14 protein-coding genes are annotated in these 15,468 nt (G+C 45.3%); 9 read left to right on the top strand and 5 right to left on the bottom strand.

From position 1 onward, the window contains the following. Positions 1 to 26: 26 nt before the first annotated feature. From ACKU35_RS13565 to ACKU35_RS13575, 3 genes are read right to left on the bottom strand one after another with little or no spacing between them, the layout of a single operon-like run. The gene (locus ACKU35_RS13565) at positions 27 to 905 is read right to left on the bottom strand and encodes a protein-glutamate O-methyltransferase CheR (RefSeq protein WP_319759868.1); all 879 of its coding nucleotides are present in this window, start codon (positions 903 to 905) and stop codon (positions 27 to 29) included. Between the two features lie 48 nt (positions 906 to 953). Next, the gene (locus tag ACKU35_RS13570) at positions 954 to 2,228 is read right to left on the bottom strand and encodes a glycosyltransferase (RefSeq protein ID WP_319759870.1); all 1,275 of its coding nucleotides are present in this window, start codon (positions 2,226 to 2,228) and stop codon (positions 954 to 956) included. A 12-nt stretch (positions 2,229 to 2,240) separates the two neighbouring features. Beyond that, entirely contained in the window at positions 2,241 to 3,461 is a 1,221-nt protein-coding gene (locus ACKU35_RS13575) for a glycosyltransferase family 9 protein (protein WP_319759871.1), read from the bottom strand. Positions 3,462 to 3,565: 104 nt separating this feature from the next. Between ACKU35_RS13575 and ACKU35_RS13580 the strand changes: the two genes are divergently transcribed. The 6 genes from ACKU35_RS13580 to ACKU35_RS13605 all read left to right on the top strand — a co-directional run bounded on the left by ACKU35_RS13580 (position 3,566) and on the right by ACKU35_RS13605 (position 8,582). Beyond that, on the top strand, positions 3,566 to 4,243 hold the full coding sequence (locus tag ACKU35_RS13580) for a bifunctional precorrin-2 dehydrogenase/sirohydrochlorin ferrochelatase (RefSeq protein WP_319759873.1): 678 nt from the start codon (positions 3,566 to 3,568) through the stop codon (positions 4,241 to 4,243). After that, positions 4,230 to 5,057, top strand: coding sequence for a cytochrome c biogenesis protein CcsA (locus tag ACKU35_RS13585; RefSeq protein WP_319759875.1), 828 nt, complete (start codon positions 4,230 to 4,232; stop codon positions 5,055 to 5,057). Before ACKU35_RS13580 ends, ACKU35_RS13585 begins: the two co-directional genes overlap by 14 nt. A gap of 1 nt (position 5,058) precedes the next feature. Beyond that, positions 5,059 to 6,378, top strand: a complete 1,320-nt coding sequence (gene hemA, locus ACKU35_RS13590) for a glutamyl-tRNA reductase (RefSeq protein WP_319759877.1) — start codon at positions 5,059 to 5,061, stop codon at positions 6,376 to 6,378. 12 nt (positions 6,379 to 6,390) lie between these two features. Beyond that, positions 6,391 to 6,726 (top strand): hypothetical protein, encoded by a 336-nt coding sequence (locus ACKU35_RS13595; RefSeq protein WP_319759879.1) that lies wholly within the window; start codon positions 6,391 to 6,393, stop codon positions 6,724 to 6,726. A gap of 87 nt (positions 6,727 to 6,813) precedes the next feature. Then, a complete protein-coding gene (tilS, locus tag ACKU35_RS13600; RefSeq protein WP_319759881.1) occupies positions 6,814 to 7,839 on the top strand; it encodes a tRNA lysidine(34) synthetase TilS in 1,026 nt (341 codons plus the stop codon). A gap of 71 nt (positions 7,840 to 7,910) precedes the next feature. After that, complete coding sequence (locus ACKU35_RS13605; RefSeq protein WP_319759883.1) at positions 7,911 to 8,582, top strand: adenylate kinase; 672 nt, start codon at positions 7,911 to 7,913, stop codon at positions 8,580 to 8,582. Positions 8,583 to 8,658: 76 nt separating this feature from the next. On the opposite strand, the gene ACKU35_RS13610 is transcribed toward ACKU35_RS13605, so the two are convergent. Together ACKU35_RS13610 and mgtE are read right to left on the bottom strand one after the other, a co-directional pair. Beyond that, entirely contained in the window at positions 8,659 to 10,083 is a 1,425-nt protein-coding gene (locus ACKU35_RS13610) for a transferase (protein WP_319759885.1), read from the bottom strand. Positions 10,084 to 10,302: 219 nt separating this feature from the next. Then, a complete protein-coding gene (gene mgtE / locus ACKU35_RS13615) occupies positions 10,303 to 11,655 on the bottom strand; it encodes a magnesium transporter (RefSeq protein ID WP_319759887.1) in 1,353 nt (450 codons plus the stop codon). Between the two features lie 171 nt (positions 11,656 to 11,826). Here mgtE and nadC point away from each other — a divergent pair, with 171 nt between their 5' ends. From nadC to nadB, 3 genes are all read left to right on the top strand, one after another. Next, positions 11,827 to 12,702 carry a carboxylating nicotinate-nucleotide diphosphorylase gene (nadC, locus tag ACKU35_RS13620; RefSeq protein WP_319759889.1) on the top strand — a complete coding sequence of 292 codons (876 nt, stop codon included), beginning with the start codon at positions 11,827 to 11,829 and terminating at the stop codon, positions 12,700 to 12,702. 11 nt (positions 12,703 to 12,713) lie between these two features. Beyond that, positions 12,714 to 13,736, top strand: coding sequence for a quinolinate synthase NadA (nadA, locus tag ACKU35_RS13625; protein ID WP_319759891.1), 1,023 nt, complete (start codon positions 12,714 to 12,716; stop codon positions 13,734 to 13,736). A 77-nt stretch (positions 13,737 to 13,813) separates the two neighbouring features. Further along, on the top strand, positions 13,814 to 15,394 hold the full coding sequence (gene nadB / locus ACKU35_RS13630; RefSeq protein WP_407944188.1) for an L-aspartate oxidase: 1,581 nt from the start codon (positions 13,814 to 13,816) through the stop codon (positions 15,392 to 15,394). The last annotated feature ends 74 nt before the right edge of the window (positions 15,395 to 15,468 follow it).

Here is a 15,468-nt window from a genome sequence, read left to right on the forward strand (position 1 = left end):
AACCTCTCACTTGTTGAATGGCAGGATCAAATTTTATGATAAGTAATAGTTCCAGTGTGCTGCTTAGGTTTAAATTTGTCCGTTACTGTATGTAGTGCTTCAGAATGTCCCACATATAAGTGCCCAACATCAAGTAAATTATTACAAAATCCTTCTAATACTTTTTTTTTCATTTTTTTATCGAAATAAATAATCACATTTCGGCAGAAAATAATGTGGGATTTCGGGATTCGTTTAAGATCGCGGTCTAAATTAAGATTTATCTTTCCAAAGCTGACCAGTCGTTTGACATCAGGATTTATTTGAAAAACATCGTTTCCCTTGTCTGTGAAATATTTGGAAATAATATTTTCCGGTGTGGTCCGCAAAGAATATTTTGTGTAGATCCCTTTTTGCGCCATTTTTAAAACATTATCGGAAATATCATTGGCTGTAATTCTAATACGCCATTTACTGATTTCCTTTTTCAACATTTCATGCAAAATAATGGCAAGGGTATATGGTTCCTCACCGGAAGAACATCCGGCGGACCATATTTTAATCTCACGTCTGCCGGATTTGTTGCCGGCATCGATAAAATTTTTCAGCGTAAAATTCCTGAAAACTTTCAGCTGCGGATTATCTCTGAAAAAGCTGGTCTCATTAGTAGTGATTAATTCCGTGAGCATATTAAGCTCTTCGGTCTTTCCTTTAATGTGATTGCGCAAATAGTCTATATACTCAGTATAACTATTCAGTTCCAATTCAGAAATACGTGGCGCAAATCTATTTTCAATCAAAAATTTTCTGTTATCTTGTAAATATATACCTGACAGCTCATATATAATATCTCTGAGCTGCATAAATTCATTCTGGGTGATCTTGATACGATTGCTGAACCCTTTTCCAGGAAATAAATTTGTCATGTAATTAAACCGTGAAGGCAAAAAATTGAAATTGTAAATATAAAGTATTTATCTGTTGTATGTCTTTCTCCATTCATCAAGAAAAAGAACAGCTGTGTCCAGAGGGTTCAACTTTCCTTGCTGTGCTCTGACTGCAGTTACCAGATCATCAAATCCTACGTTTGCTGGTAATCCTAACTTTTCAATTAGATTAACTATATCATTTTTTAATTCTTCTGGAAAGTTATTATTAAAAAGAGTTCCGGTCTTTCGTTCCAGCGGCCAGTCGGTGAACCTTTCAGCTGTAAAGTCTATCAGGCTTTTCATTCTTACTTCATAAGTGTGTTCCTTAAGTACTCTGGCCCGGGCCTTTTCGGCAAATGCTGCGCGTTCTTCAGGATGTGCGAGAAAATATTTTATTTTACGGTCCAGATCTTCGAGATCTTCAAAATGGGCAAGTTCTCCCTCTGCGAAGGCTTCAGACATGAGCGATCGATTGTCTACAAGCTGAAAAGCACCGCAGGCTGCCAGTTCAAAAGTGCGTGGATTGATAAAATCACCTTTACTTACGAGCTTATCGGCGCTGATTGAAGAATGCAGATTCAGATTGATTTTGGTACCGTTGAAAATCTTCACACATTCTTCAGAAGAAACCCGGCGTCCGCCAAGCTGGAGATAAGGTTCAAGCACATGGTCCCCGTCCCACTCATTGCCCCAGATTTTTAACCCGTGATGAATTAGTTTGCGAAATGCCAGCCGTCTGTTGGGATACCCTGCTCCCATAAAGGAAACATCTCCACCATATTTACGGTTGTCTACAGAGTTAAGATTCTGTTTTTTATGGAAATCAGGATCAGCAGCTAGAGGCAGATAAAGTATGTTTTCTACTCCGATCTGATTCAATTCATTGAAAAAAGGTTCTTTCTGGATAACTGCGAACACATCGTAAAAAGGCGCAAAAGATTGCCAATAGGTAAAGAGCCTGAAATCCTCCACAAACCACATGGCGGTTTTTACATTGTCCTTGCGTAATCTCTTTAGAGCCTGATGGGTGAGCGGTGCTTGAGCCATTGCCAATACCATATCAGGCTCAAATGTTTCCACTTTTGCGAGCACTGCCTGTGAAAGCATATTCAAGTAGCTATTTCGCAAGTATTGATGACGGTCTGATGTGACTTTGAGATCGTCAATGGCGGTGTATGCGCTGTAGAAATCTGGAGCTTCAAATACTTCAACATGATGCCCCATTTTTTCAAGGGCTGAAACACAAAAACGTCCCACAGGTAGCGATCCCCCGTATAGAGGAAGAACCACCAGAATTCGCAGCATTTTATTTATATTCATATCCATACTCGTTTAGGGAGTTATCCAGTCATTATCTTTGTAAAATTTTTCTGCCAGATCGGGAAAAGGACCATATTCTCCAATATCAAGCAGCCCCAGATGGCAACCTATGAATTTTCGCAATCTCTGCCTGCGTTCGCCTGTCGGATCTGTTCCGGCTTTGAGAATATATTGTGTTCCCAGAAAATCGCAGTTCGATTCGAATACAGCAATTTTATCAGGCAGGTGTTCAGGGTTACGGGTTGCTACATAGCGCGAAGCCGAGGGCTCTTTAAATGGTAGAAGGCATTTCAGGGCGTTATAGCATGGAGCCGCCTCCATGCACGGGGAACAGTCAGTATTAGCCTGTAGTATAGTGTGCCCTGCTCCGTAAGGACCGGTCTCGGTACACCATGCCGAGGAAAGGAAGAGTCCAAGAACAGGTACGCCCAGATGAGCGGCAAGATGCATTGTTCCGGTATCCGGAGTAATGAGTAAATCAAGTCCTGTGACAGCGTCTGCGAGCCCTGCCCAATCTGTTTTACCGGCAAGGTTGACTGTTGATTTTGCTACCTGTGACGGGAGTACGGATAATAGCTTTCTGCCTGCTTCGCGTTCCGCAGGGCTGCCGAGTAAAAATAGATTTTTGTTCTTATTGGTGGATCGTGCGGACATAACCAGAGGCGCGAGTACTTCGTACGGTAGAGATCTTCGGCTCTCCCGCCCTGCGAGCACGATACCGATTCCCTTGCCGCCGGGTTCTGCCGCGGGATTAACGTCCGCTGCCGGAATCATGTCCGGGCTTAGCGCCGCCCAATAGTCGACAAGGTTTATGTTGTTACGTCGTTCTGCCGCCAGCCTGAACGCCAGCTCAAACCACGGATCTTTAAGCGGCTGGCCGTTGATCAGCTTGTGTCCTTTAACCTTTTTCGAGTCGAACATGGCGGAAAGGGCATAGTTCATAGTGGAAAAATTAAGATTGTAAATTTCGCTGAAATTTATCTCAGCCAATTGTCTGAAGATTTTGAAATTAACCGGAAGTACTGTATCTGTCCCCTGCCCTTCAATTCCGCTGCCGTGGGCAATAAGCGGGTGTAATTCACAATCGGGATATAAAATACGGGCCAGCCCCTCCAGAGATCTGTCAATGCAGAGATGAACCGAAAAACCTCGCCGCTGGAGGGTAAGCACAAGGCGTTTGGTCTGTACCAGATCGCCGAATCTTGTAAGTTGTATAACCAGAGCCCGTTTCATTAAATATACATATCCTTGCAAGGGTTTGATTTTTTGAATTATATCTTTTTTTCAGCACTTTGTCATTTTACAATGCGCATACACTTTTGTTATGGAAGACTTCTATGACTTACTACCCTATTTTTTTAAAAGTGAAAAACCGCAAATGTCTGCTGGTTGGTGCCGGGGCTGTCGGTGTTCGCAAACTCAAGTCTATTCTTGAATGTGATCCCGATCATGTCACTGTACTCGATACCGCTGATCCGGGGCCGGAAATGCTTGAAATAAGCCGGGATCAGCGCGTATCCTTCGAGCAGCGGCATTTCAGGGCAGAAGATATGAATGATGTCTTCATCACCTTTGCCTGCACCAGCAACACAGAACTCAACCGGCACATAGCCGACCTCTGTGCGGAAAAAAATATTCTCTGTAATATTGCCGACTTTCCTGAAGGAAGCAACTTTATTGTGCCCTCGGTAATTCGACAGGGAGATCTTACTCTGGCCGTATCTTCAGGGGGGTGCACACCAGCACTAACCAAGAAAATACGCCGTGATCTGCAGGATATTTTCGGACAGCACTATGCTGATTTTATCACTTTAATGGGAAGAATAAGACCGTTGGTCCTTGACCTTGGCAAGGAAACAAGCCACAACACCGCTTTGTTCAGGTTACTTGTCGCCTCTCCTATTTTAGATGAACTTGAGGCTGGAAACATGGCTAGGGTAAAGGAAATTCTGACTGAAACCCTACCTCAAGAACTTGTTCCCCGTATACCGGAGTTAATTGATGAACTTATTTGAGTTATTTCAGTATGTTATTATCGTTCTCTATCTTGCCGGGACGACCTTTTTTTTCATCGGAAGCCTTAAAAACGACAAGTTTTTGGGAAAACTTGGAAATCTTTCCGCTATCGGTGGATTTGCCATGCATACCCTTGACTTGCTCCTTGCCGTCACCCTCTACAGGGGAACTGTTTTAAACGGCGGATATTTTTATTTCAGCCTGCTTGGCTGGAGTTTTATCCTCGTCTATTTCGGTCTTTGGTGGAAGCTGCGCAGCACTTTTTTTGCGCTCACCGCCTCCCCCTTCGCCCTGCTGCTTTTCATTATTTCCCTTGCCTCCCAGAGTCTCAAGGTGGCCATACCCGCGCATTTAGCCGGTCTTTTTATCGGGCTTCATATCGCGACTATTTTTGTAAGCATCGCCCTTATGGCAATGGCAGCCGGAGCCGGTGTCGCGTTTTTATACCTGAACAATAAAATTAAAACCAAGGCTAACCTTACCGGAATGGGTAAGGAGATGCCCTCTCTGAATACTTTCGACAATGTGAACCATTGGGCGATTAGTATCGGATTTCCCCTTTACACTTTGGGGCTTGCCGCGGGATTCCTTTGGGCGCGGAGTGCTTTTACCAAGATGTTTTCATGGGATCCGAAAGAAATTGTTACTTTAGTGGTCTGGTTTCTTTTCGCATTCGTCTTTCACCAGCGCATCATGATGGGTTGGAGAGGCAGGAAACCGGCAATTCTGGTGATTATTGTTTTTGTTATCACCATGATATCCCTGTGGGGCATCAATTTTTTTGTCCCCACTCACCATAGCTTTAAAGTCTGATATGGACCATAATATTTATCTAATCGGCCTTAACCACCGCTCCGCCGGGGTGAATGTGCGTGAACGCTATGCCCTGACCAATGTAGAGCAGTTTGAAGAAGGACTGCTTGAAATGGGAGTGCGTGAGGTAATGGCCTTATCTACCTGTAACAGGGTGGAAATTCTGGTTGTCTGCTCTTCCGAGATTACCCGGTTAAATATACTGGAGTACTGGGCAAAAAGGTGTTGCGGATCTGTAAGTGAACTGGAACCGAATACCTACTGTCATGAGGGATTGGGGTCGGTGAAACACCTTTTCAGGGTCGCTTGCAGCCTTGATTCCATGATTGTAGGTGAACCGCAGATTCTCGGGCAGCTCAAGGATTCTTACCGTAAAGCAGTGGATGCCGGTGCCGCGCGGGTTATCATCAACCGTATGCTGCACAAGGCTTTCTTTGTCGCCAAAAGAGTCCGCACCGAGACTTCCATAGCTTCCAGTGCTGTTTCCATCAGTTATGCGGCGGTTGAGCTTGCCAAAAAGATTTTCGGTGAACTGGAAGGTCAGCGGGCTATGCTCATCGGAGCCGGAGAGATGGCGGAACTTGCCGCAACCCACCTGCTGAACAGCGGTGTAACCAAAATCTCCATCGCAAACCGTACTTATGCCCGCGCCGAAGAACTGGCTGAATGTATGGGCGGAAGCGCCGTGCCTTTTGAAAATCTTTATGACCAGCTGATAGATACTGATATTATCATCAGCTCTACCGGAGCTCCTCACGCGGTTATCAGTGCCAAGGAGATGAAGAAGGTCATCAAGAAGCGTAAATATCGGCCCATGTTTTTTATCGATATTGCGGTTCCACGCGATATTGATCCAGATGTAAACGGGCTGGACAACGTGTATCTTTATGACATTGACGATCTTAAAGATGTAGTTGAAGAAAATAAATCCCAGCGTGAAGACGAAGCCGTTAAAGCGGCTTCCATAGTTGAATTCGAGACCCTTTCGTTTGGCAACTGGATTAATTCTCTTGATTTGCAGCCGACCATAGTGGACCTTTTCACCCGCAGTGAAAATGTGGCCCAGCAAGAGTTGGCCAAGACGCTCAAACGTCTTGGCGACGTGGATGCCAAAACTCACAAGGCCTTAGAGACCATGGCCATGTCCATAGGGAAAAAACTTCTTCACGAGCCGGTATCCTTCCTCAAACGTCGAACCGAGGAAGAAGGTAAGGCTGATGAATTTGTTGATCTTGCCCGGCGCATGTTCAATCTTGATAATGAAACTATTCCTGCTGACGCTCATTGCTCCAGGAAAAAGAACCGGAATTCTGAAAGTTAAAGGATTTTACTGATGCGAAACTACCTTCTTGAAGATATTTATGAAGATGATGTGGCTAAAATTGTTGATGCGCTTAAAGACGTCGGATTTTCCGGACCCATCGACGATATTTTCTACCTTCCCATTCCCGACGAACTGCTTCAGGATGTTCAGAAGGAGCATATGGACGAATGCGGCCCTTACTTCATGGCACTTGAAGTCATGGAAAATAGTATGAAAATCGAACTTCTGGTTCGGGCGCAAAGTAAAATCCGCTGCGAATGCGTGGCCTACGCTACCCCGGAACAGCGCAATCATATGCTTGATTATATTGATAAATTCATTATGGATTTAGGTGTGCATCTTTAAAAAGAAGGCTCCTTTGCTTCAACCCTGCCCTGATGATAGGGGCTGAGAATCCCGATAACTTTTAACAGGGCTTTCCGCTGAACCTATATGGGACTACTTCCTGAATCAATACAAGAGCTTAACCCGAAAATGGCTCGGCTGTGTTTAGGTATTGAAAAATTCGGAAATTTGAAGTGCGGAAAAAAATTTGCATCTTCCACAATGATTGTCGGGGTGTCCGGCGGCATTGATTCCACAGCTTTATTAATCATCGCAACCCTGCTCGCCCGGAAATCCGGTGGCAGGGTTTTTTGCGCCCATGTGGATCACGGTTTGCGGGATAATTCTGCCGATGATCGCGGTTTTGTTGAAGATCTTTGCGCGCGCTTAAATATTCCTGTCGAGTCTTTTCAAGCCGATGTCTCCGGGTATGCCTCTAATAATTCCATAGGACTTGAAGAAGCCGGAAGAATCATGCGTTATGATTTCTTCAAGCGCTGCATGAAGAAATTCGAAGCTGATTTTTTATTGCTGGCGCATCATATCGGAGATCTTTCAGAAGATATACTTATGCGATTGATTCGGGGTACCGGCTGGCCCGCTCTGGCTGGGATGGATGCATTTGATCCCAAGCGTAAACTTTTACGCCCCCTGCTCTCTACTACAAAAGATGAACTGGAAGTTTTTTTAAAGTCCATCGGCTGTTCATGGCGGGAGGATGAAAGCAACTTATGCGATGACTATACCCGTAATCGAATCCGCAATCGTGTTATGCCCCTGCTTCGCGAAGAGAATTCAAATCTGGATACGGGACTGCTGAGACTAAAATATCAGGCCGAACTTGATGAAGATTATTGGGCTGAGCAGACTGCTGAAATTCTGAAAATGGCGCAAGTTGACGAGAATGGTGCTCTTAGACTGTCTTGTTCTATTTTGGACAAATGTCATTCAGCTTTAAGATTCCGTATTTATAAGAAAATTTTAGATAACCTTGGTCCGGGACATGCTCTTTTCGAGTCTGTAGTTAAGCTTGATAATGGCTTTTGCGCCCGTAATTACGGCGCAACCTTCCAATTTCCCGGAAATAAGGTTGTTAAAATCAGTAAAAAAGAGCTCTTATTCAAAGTTAATTAGGGCATTGACAGCGACGACAGCAAAGTTTAGAACTTTGTGAAATTTGTTACTAATTCTTTAGGAGGACACAGATGAATATTCTTATTTTTGGACCCAACGGTAGTGGTAAAGGAACTCAGGGCGCTCTCGCTAAGAAAAAATACGATCTCGATCATATTGAATCCGGCGCAATTTTCCGTAAACACATCGGTGGCGGTACTGAACTCGGCATGAAAGCTAAAGAGTACATCGATAAAGGTGAACTCGTTCCTGATGATATCACAATTCCCATGGTTCTCGACGTTCTCCAGTCTTCTGATGAAAACGGCTGGCTGCTCGACGGCTTCCCCCGTTCTATCGTTCAGGCTGAAAAGCTTTGGGAAGCTCTTGAAAAAGACGGCGTAAAGCTCGACTTCGTTATCGAAATCCTGCTGCCCCGCGAAGTTGCTAAAAACCGGATCATGGGCCGTCGCCTCTGCGAAAACGATCCTAACCACCCCAACAACAAATTCATCGACGCTATTAAGCCCGACGGAGACAAATGTCGCGTATGTGGCGGTGCTCTTACCGAACGCGCAGATGACCAGGACGAAGATGCAATCAACAAACGTCACGACATCTACTATGATGACAAGACCGGTACTGTTGCAGCTGCATACTTCTACAAAGATCTGGCTCCTAAAGCTGGCTTCAAATACATCGAACTCAATGGTGAAGGCACCATCGACGAAATCAAAGAGACCCTCATGGCTCAGCTCGTTTAGTTCGAAATTAGCCGATAATAAAAAAGGCCCGCTGTCATTTCTGACGGCGGGCCTTTCTTTGTTTTGATCATTATTTTTAGCTGTCATCGACCACGATAGTCGGAAACATACCTTGCTTGTCTCCGCCCAGATAAGGCTGGAACAGGTTGTAAGAAACGTACTGTGTCTTTTGGGCATGTCCCCTTCTTTCCTGTTTACCGTCATAGCGGGCGCCATTGTCCACCAGAATATGTTCAACACGGTTTTGAAAATCGCGTATGAATGCGGCTGCATCTCCGCTGAAACTCATTCTGCCGATATTAAAATCTTTTTCTTTGGAAAAGTCTGCAAGTGACATGGATTGATTTATCAGATCGCTTTGCTTGGTGATGTATCCCCAGACAATTGTTTTTTCCGGTATATCAATCGGCTCGGAAGCGTGGATGATTGTGTGCGGCATAACAATAGAACCTGAACCGACATTAACCTGATTTTCTTCTGTTCCGTGCAGAAATGAGTTGAAGCCGATAAATACCTTTTCTCCAATATTGGAAAAGACGAGCTTACCGCCGTGCGCAACAACAACGAATCCCGCGAAACGGGAATCAACAATAAAACTGTTTTCCTGTGCATTGGATCCCTTGCCGAGTTCTGAGTTCTCGATATAGGCCCGTTGGGCTACAAGGCAGTTCTCTCCGATCACGCAATCACCCTTGATAACAGCATAACGGCTCACGAAGGCATTATCAGGAACCCAGACCGGAAAAGTTTCCGCCAGAGAATCGTAAACAGGCAGGAAATCACTTCTGCGTCCTTTGAGAAAATCAGCAAACAATCCGGTGAGTTCTCCCTCCTGATCCCATGAAATATATTTTTCAAGGATAGCCTGTGGGTAACGGTAATCGAATTCATATTTATTCTCGACTTTAATCCAGATGCGTCCGGAATCGATACAGATTTTGGAAAGGTCTCCAGCCTGTATGTAGCTGTAATCGCCGACAATACAATTGTGCATTACTGAAAGGTCCGCGGTTGCAAATGCTCCAAGGTAGGCACCTTCGAGGGTTGTTCCGTGGATATTCGCGTAATGCATGGAAACAGTATTTTGAATACGGAAAAGTTCCGGACTTTCAGGATTGCGAGAATGATTATGAACCAGAGTTTTATAAAGGAAGCTGTTCACAACCTGAATAATCTCATCACGGTAAAGCTCAGTTGTAACTTTTCCGAATGTTACCTCAGTTCCGGCCGCCTTAAGTTCATCACCACGAATATCACTTCTGATAATAATTGAACGGTCGACATCACATTTGCCTAAAAAATATGATCCACCGAGATTGCTTTCTCTAAACCTGAAATAAATCGGATGGTCAATTGAAAGTGCATAATACGCATAATCTGTAGCCATTTTATTGCCTAGAAGCGTACTGTTCAAGGCCTGCTCAACATCCAGCCCCATGGGGAGGAGGTTTACGTTTACCCTTGATATAATATGTTTGATCAGTTTTCTGACTCTTTTCATGTTTAACCTCGTAGAGATCTGATGTAGTGGGTAATAAATGAGATGCAGTATTTAAATCAAAAAGCTGCTTACAGAGTTGTAGCGTTTTGAAAGTACCTTTTCCAAAGCCTGCATACAATAGAAAAAAATCGTAATCCTATTGATTGGCATTATCAAAAAGCCCATCTAAGTCCGAGAAGATTCAGATGGGCAGAATGTTTATTTGTACGAAACGAAATATTAGAGAAGGAAGATTCCGGCAAGTCCGAGCAGGGAAAGAAAACCAAAACTATCCGTTATGGTAGTAAGAAAAATAGAGGATGCCTGTGCCGGGTCCCGGCCGAATTCTTTCAACAGGATAGGGATAGCTCCGCCGACCACTGCCCCGAGTACCATATCAATAAACAGCGCCCCGGACATGACCATGGCCAATGTATAATTACTGGTTATCATAAATACCGCGCCCAGCACTAAAAACGAAACACAAATACCGTTAGCAAGGCCTATTTTTAATTCACGCAGAACCGCTTCCCATGATTTTTTACGGTCAAATTTTTCAGTAGCAAATTGGCGGATCATAACCGCGAGGGCCTGCTGTCCCGTATTTCCGGCCTGGTTGGCAACAATGGGCATAAGTACTGCCAATATGGCCATCCGGGTAATATTATCTTCAAAAAGATGAACAACCCATGCGGATACAGCGGAGTTGAGCACATTTATGACCAGCCATGGCAAACGTTTTTTTACCGAATATTTCCATGGGGAATCAACGGTTTCGTCAGTACCCGCACCAACCATTGACTGCATATCTTCACTGGCTTCTTCATTAATAATGTCAATGACATCATCAACAGTGACAACTCCGATGAACCTGTGATCAAAATCGGTTACCGGCATTGCTAGGAAATTATAGTGCGCTATGAGTCTGGCAACTTCTTCCTTGTCCACATTATAGGTCACAGAGATCAGGTGCTGGTTGTGGGTTAGTTCTGTGAGCATTTTACCGGGACGGGCAATAAGCAGGTCGCGCATGGAGACAACGCCGGTCAATTGATTGCGGCGCCCTACTACATAGGCATAATAAGGAATACTCTTATCTTCCACTTCCTTACGGATTTCCGCAATGGCCTGATCCACGGTCATGTTGTCGCGGACAATAGCAACCTCGGTAGTCATAACACCACCGGCGGTATCAGGATCAAAGGTCAAAAGTGTAGAGATTTCCTCCCTGTCTTCCGCTTTGATCTGGCGTAAAAGAGTTTCCTGTGAATCATTATCCAGCCCCTCAAGAATGTCCGTGGCATCATCAGGGGACATTATCTCGAGGATACGGGCGGCCATGCCGACATTCAGTCGTTCAATGAGTTCCCGTTGATCGTTTTCTTCCATTTCCGCAATGGAATCAGCAGCATCACGGATGGGTAATTGCTTGATGAACTTGACCTGTTCTTCCAGACCGAGTTCTTCAATATGGTCAGCAGCATCCGCAGGATGCATGGCATCAATAACACACTGGTCTACTTCGCCAGCGCGCCCTTTGCCGTGTTCCTGCCACTTCCTGAGTGGCCCGGGGATTCCTTTTGGATTAGCCATGGCGCTTCAACTATACCAATTAGAGTTAAAGGTCAAAATTTATCACCTTGAAACAAATGAAAAATTAGTTTGTGAAATCCTTCTCAGCCCTTGTATTGCCTCATAAAACGAGATACCAAATTTTGTTACATGACCTCAAACACAATGTTACAAAATCTTAACAGGAATAATATGACTGAAAACGCATTTAATGACTTCTTTCAGGCCGAAGCTAAAATGTTTCTTTTGGCCACCGTGAGAATAGCTTTAAGCGAAGACGGCCCTGATTTGACCTCAATGGGACTGTTTGAGCAGGACGATATTGCTACCGCCCAAATTATTGCTAAGGAAGATACTGTAATTTCCGGACTGCCCCTTATCAACTTGATTCTTGAATTTGCAGATCAGGAAAACAAGTGTCAGGTGCATCTTAATGTGGACGAAGGAGATAAAATCTCAAAAGGCACGCTCATTGCGGCCATTCAGGGACCTGCCGGCCTGCTCCTCAAGGCGGAAAGGGTTATCCTGAATTTCATCTCACATATGTCCGGGATAGCGACTGAAACCCGAAAATACGTAGACGCGCTTGAGCATTGCGAGACTATACTCCTCGATACCCGCAAGACTCTGCCCGGCCTGCGTTACCCTGAAAAATATGCTGTCCTTTGCGGCGGAGCGAAAAACCACCGTTTAAATCTGGTGGAAATGCTCATGCTTAAGGACAATCACATTGACCGCGCCGGGTCCATCACATCCGCCGTGGAAAAACTGCGTGAGAAATATGGCCAGGAATGCCCGCCGATTGAAGTGGAATGCCGCAATCAGGAAGAAGTTGATGAAGCTGTGACCTGCAAGGTTGAACGCATCATGCTCGATAATATGGGTTTTGATGAAGCCAAGGCCGCAATATCGACCATTCCCGATGAAATTGAAACTGAGATCAGCGGAAACGTAACCCTTGAAACTATTGCCGCGCTTGCTGAAGCGGGTCCGGATTACATATCCGTGGGCCGGATTACCCATTCCGCAAAATGCTCAGACATGAGCATGCAGATCATACCTATGTAGGTGTTACTCTGATGTATTCGGATATAATTGCTGACCAAAAAAATAAATATGGAAAAAGACTGGCCATATTGGGACACCATTACCAGTCCGATGAAATTATAAAACATACCGATCTTAAGGGTGACTCACTGGAGCTGGCCCGTCAGATCGAAAAACTTGAAGCAGAATATATTGTATTCTGCGGTGTCCATTTCATGGCTGAATCCGCTGCGATCGTGCGTCGGGATGACCAAAAGGTTTATATTCCAGATGCAGGCGCGGGTTGTGTCATGGCCAATATGGCCCCGGCATGGCTGGTGGATAAAGTGTTGACCAGACTCATAGCTGAGACTGGTAAAAAAATTATTCCGCTTGCTTACGTGAACACTCCCGCTGCGGTCAAAACCGTTTGCGGTAAACACGGAGGCACGGTCTGCACATCCGCTAATGCTGAAAAAATGTTGCGCTGGGCGCAGGATCAAGGTGACGCAGTCCTCTTTTTGCCGGACAAAAACCTTGCCTTGAATACCGCGGACAAACTCGGCATCCCCGCTGAAAAACGCATGATTCTAAATGTTCGTTCTGAAGGAACGCAAATAGATGTTGCCGAGGCAAGAGATAAAGATCTGCTGATCTGGCCCGGTCTTTGCGCTATTCATCAACGTTTTAAACTATCCCAAATCGAAAAATTCCGTACTGAATATCCTGACTGTAAAGTTGTCGTTCATCCAGAATGTCCTCCTGAACTGGTGCGGGCAGCGGATGGAGCAGGATCCACTTCATATCTTATCAAGTATGTGGAGGAAGCTCCTGCGGGCACCACTATAGTTGTCGGCACGGAAACTAACCTGGTCCTGCGATTAAAAGAGATTTTCCCGGATAAGGAAATCCTCCCTCTGGGGACAAGCTATTGCAGTAACATGGCCAAAATAACCGAAAAAAAACTCGCCGATCTCCTTCAGAGTCTGGAAACTGCTTCATATGAAGATGTTTCTGATGAAATAAGGGAACCGGCGCGGATTGCTTTGCAAAGGATGCTTGACGTCTGCAAATAATTTCTACTGACTGAACCTTTAGCCGGAACCTGTAAAGGCTGCCGTGAAATGAGATATAAGGCATGCAAGAAAACCGAATGAAAACTGAAGTTTTAATTATCGGGTCAGGTATCGCCGGATGTATATCAGCTCTGACGATAGCAGAAAAAGGTATTGAAGTTACACTCTTAACTCCGGGGAAAGATCTCTTTACCGGTAATACGAGGCTGGCCCAGGGCGGCATCGTTTATACCGGACCGGACGATTCTCCTAAGTTGCTTGAAAAGGATATTTTTACCGCGGGTTGGAATTACAACAACAAAAAAGCGGTTCGTGCACTTGCTAAAAACGGACCTGAAGTCCTGAAAAAGCTGTTGCTGGAAAAATATCCGGTTGCATTCCAAAAAAATGATGACGGTGAATACAGCCTGACCCGTGAAGGCGGACACGCTGTTAACCGTATCCTTTATTGCGCTGACCATACCGGACAATCGATTATGGATGTGCTGGTTCAGCAGGTGGCTAACCATCCTTACATCCGAATCTGTCCCGACAGAACAGCCATCGACCTTTTGACTAATCATCACCATGCCCGTGACAATGATTTCAGGTATTCCCTGAACAACAAATGTTTAGGCGCATACGTGTACAACGAGTCCCGGAATATGGTGGAAACATTTCTAGCAGATTTCACCGTGCTGGCAACAGGCGGTCTGGGACAGATCTATTTGCATACCACCAACACTCCCGGTTCCATTGGTTCGGGGATAGCCATGGCCAACCGCGCCAAGGCCAGAGTGATCAATGCGGAAATGGTTCAGTTCCATCCTACCTCCTTCTTTCAACAGGTCAGAACAAGGGCCAGCCGCCGTTTCCTCGTATCGGAAGCCGTTCGCGGTGAGGGAGCAAAGCTGATCAACTGCTACGGTGAGCCGTTCATGCATCGCTATGATCCCCGTGGTGATCTTGCTCCTCGTGATATTGTCACCCGTTCCATTCTTGAAGAAATGCTCCGCACCAATGAAGAATGTGTTTATCTGGATGCTGCGAATCACGTTAAACAGGACTTGCCCACAAGGTTTCCGACCATTTATGGAAAGTGCCTTGAGAACGGCATCGATATAAATAATCAACCTATCCCGGTTGTTCCCGCAGCCCATTACTTCTGCGGCGGTGTGCTGGTGGAAGAAAAAGGCCGGACAACTCTTGATCGGCTTTACGCCATCGGTGAATGCTCTTGTACCGGAGTGCATGGCGGTAATCGTCTTGCCAGTACTTCTCTGCTTGAAGGAATGCTCTGGGGCCATACTTCCGGTGAGGATATTGCCGCACGCCTGTCCCGGAAATCAAGGATTCCCAAAAAGCTTTTCAATGCTATGCCGGATTGGGAAAACGCCGGTTCCAATGAAAACGAAGATCCAGCCCTCATCGCGCAGGACTGGGCCTTTCTCCGCAACATTATGTGGAACTATGTAGGCATCAACCGCTCAACAGCAAGGCTTAACCGGGCAATAGACGATCTTCAGAGTCTGAATCGCAATCTGCGGAGTTTTTACAAACGAACTCCTATCAGCCGTCCGATCATTGACCTTTTCCACGGAAGTCAGGCGGCCTTGATTGTTACTATTGCGGCTCTTCGCAATAAAAAAAGCGTAGGCTGCCATTACCGGGTTGGATAGTTTTTTTCTATTCAGAACTACTTATAAAAAAGGGGAAGCCGTGAGGCCTCCCCTTTTTTTATTCATTTAGATGC

Origin of the sequence: Maridesulfovibrio sp., from assembly GCF_963676065.1 — a bacterium.
GTDB lineage: Bacteria > Desulfobacterota > Desulfovibrionia > Desulfovibrionales > Desulfovibrionaceae > Maridesulfovibrio.

Coding starts and splice junctions, on each gene's coding strand:
- ACKU35_RS13575 (WP_319759871.1), bottom strand. CDS start 3,461: ATGAAACGGGCTCTGGTTATACAACTTACAAGATTCGGCGATCTGGTA.
- ACKU35_RS13595 (WP_319759879.1), top strand. CDS start 6,391: ATGCGAAACTACCTTCTTGAAGATATTTATGAAGATGATGTGGCTAAA.
- ACKU35_RS13585 (WP_319759875.1), top strand. CDS start 4,230: ATGAACTTATTTGAGTTATTTCAGTATGTTATTATCGTTCTCTATCTT.
- ACKU35_RS13580 (WP_319759873.1), top strand. CDS start 3,566: ATGACTTACTACCCTATTTTTTTAAAAGTGAAAAACCGCAAATGTCTG.
- tilS (WP_319759881.1), top strand. CDS start 6,814: ATGGGACTACTTCCTGAATCAATACAAGAGCTTAACCCGAAAATGGCT.
- ACKU35_RS13565 (WP_319759868.1), bottom strand. CDS start 905: ATGACAAATTTATTTCCTGGAAAAGGGTTCAGCAATCGTATCAAGATC.
- ACKU35_RS13610 (WP_319759885.1), bottom strand. CDS start 10,083: ATGAAAAGAGTCAGAAAACTGATCAAACATATTATATCAAGGGTAAAC.
- nadA (WP_319759891.1), top strand. CDS start 12,714: ATGTATTCGGATATAATTGCTGACCAAAAAAATAAATATGGAAAAAGA.
- mgtE (WP_319759887.1), bottom strand. CDS start 11,655: ATGGCTAATCCAAAAGGAATCCCCGGGCCACTCAGGAAGTGGCAGGAA.
- nadB (WP_407944188.1), top strand. CDS start 13,814: ATGAAAACTGAAGTTTTAATTATCGGGTCAGGTATCGCCGGATGTATA.
- ACKU35_RS13570 (WP_319759870.1), bottom strand. CDS start 2,228: ATGAATATAAATAAAATGCTGCGAATTCTGGTGGTTCTTCCTCTATAC.
- hemA (WP_319759877.1), top strand. CDS start 5,059: ATGGACCATAATATTTATCTAATCGGCCTTAACCACCGCTCCGCCGGG.
- nadC (WP_319759889.1), top strand. CDS start 11,827: ATGACTGAAAACGCATTTAATGACTTCTTTCAGGCCGAAGCTAAAATG.
- ACKU35_RS13605 (WP_319759883.1), top strand. CDS start 7,911: ATGAATATTCTTATTTTTGGACCCAACGGTAGTGGTAAAGGAACTCAG.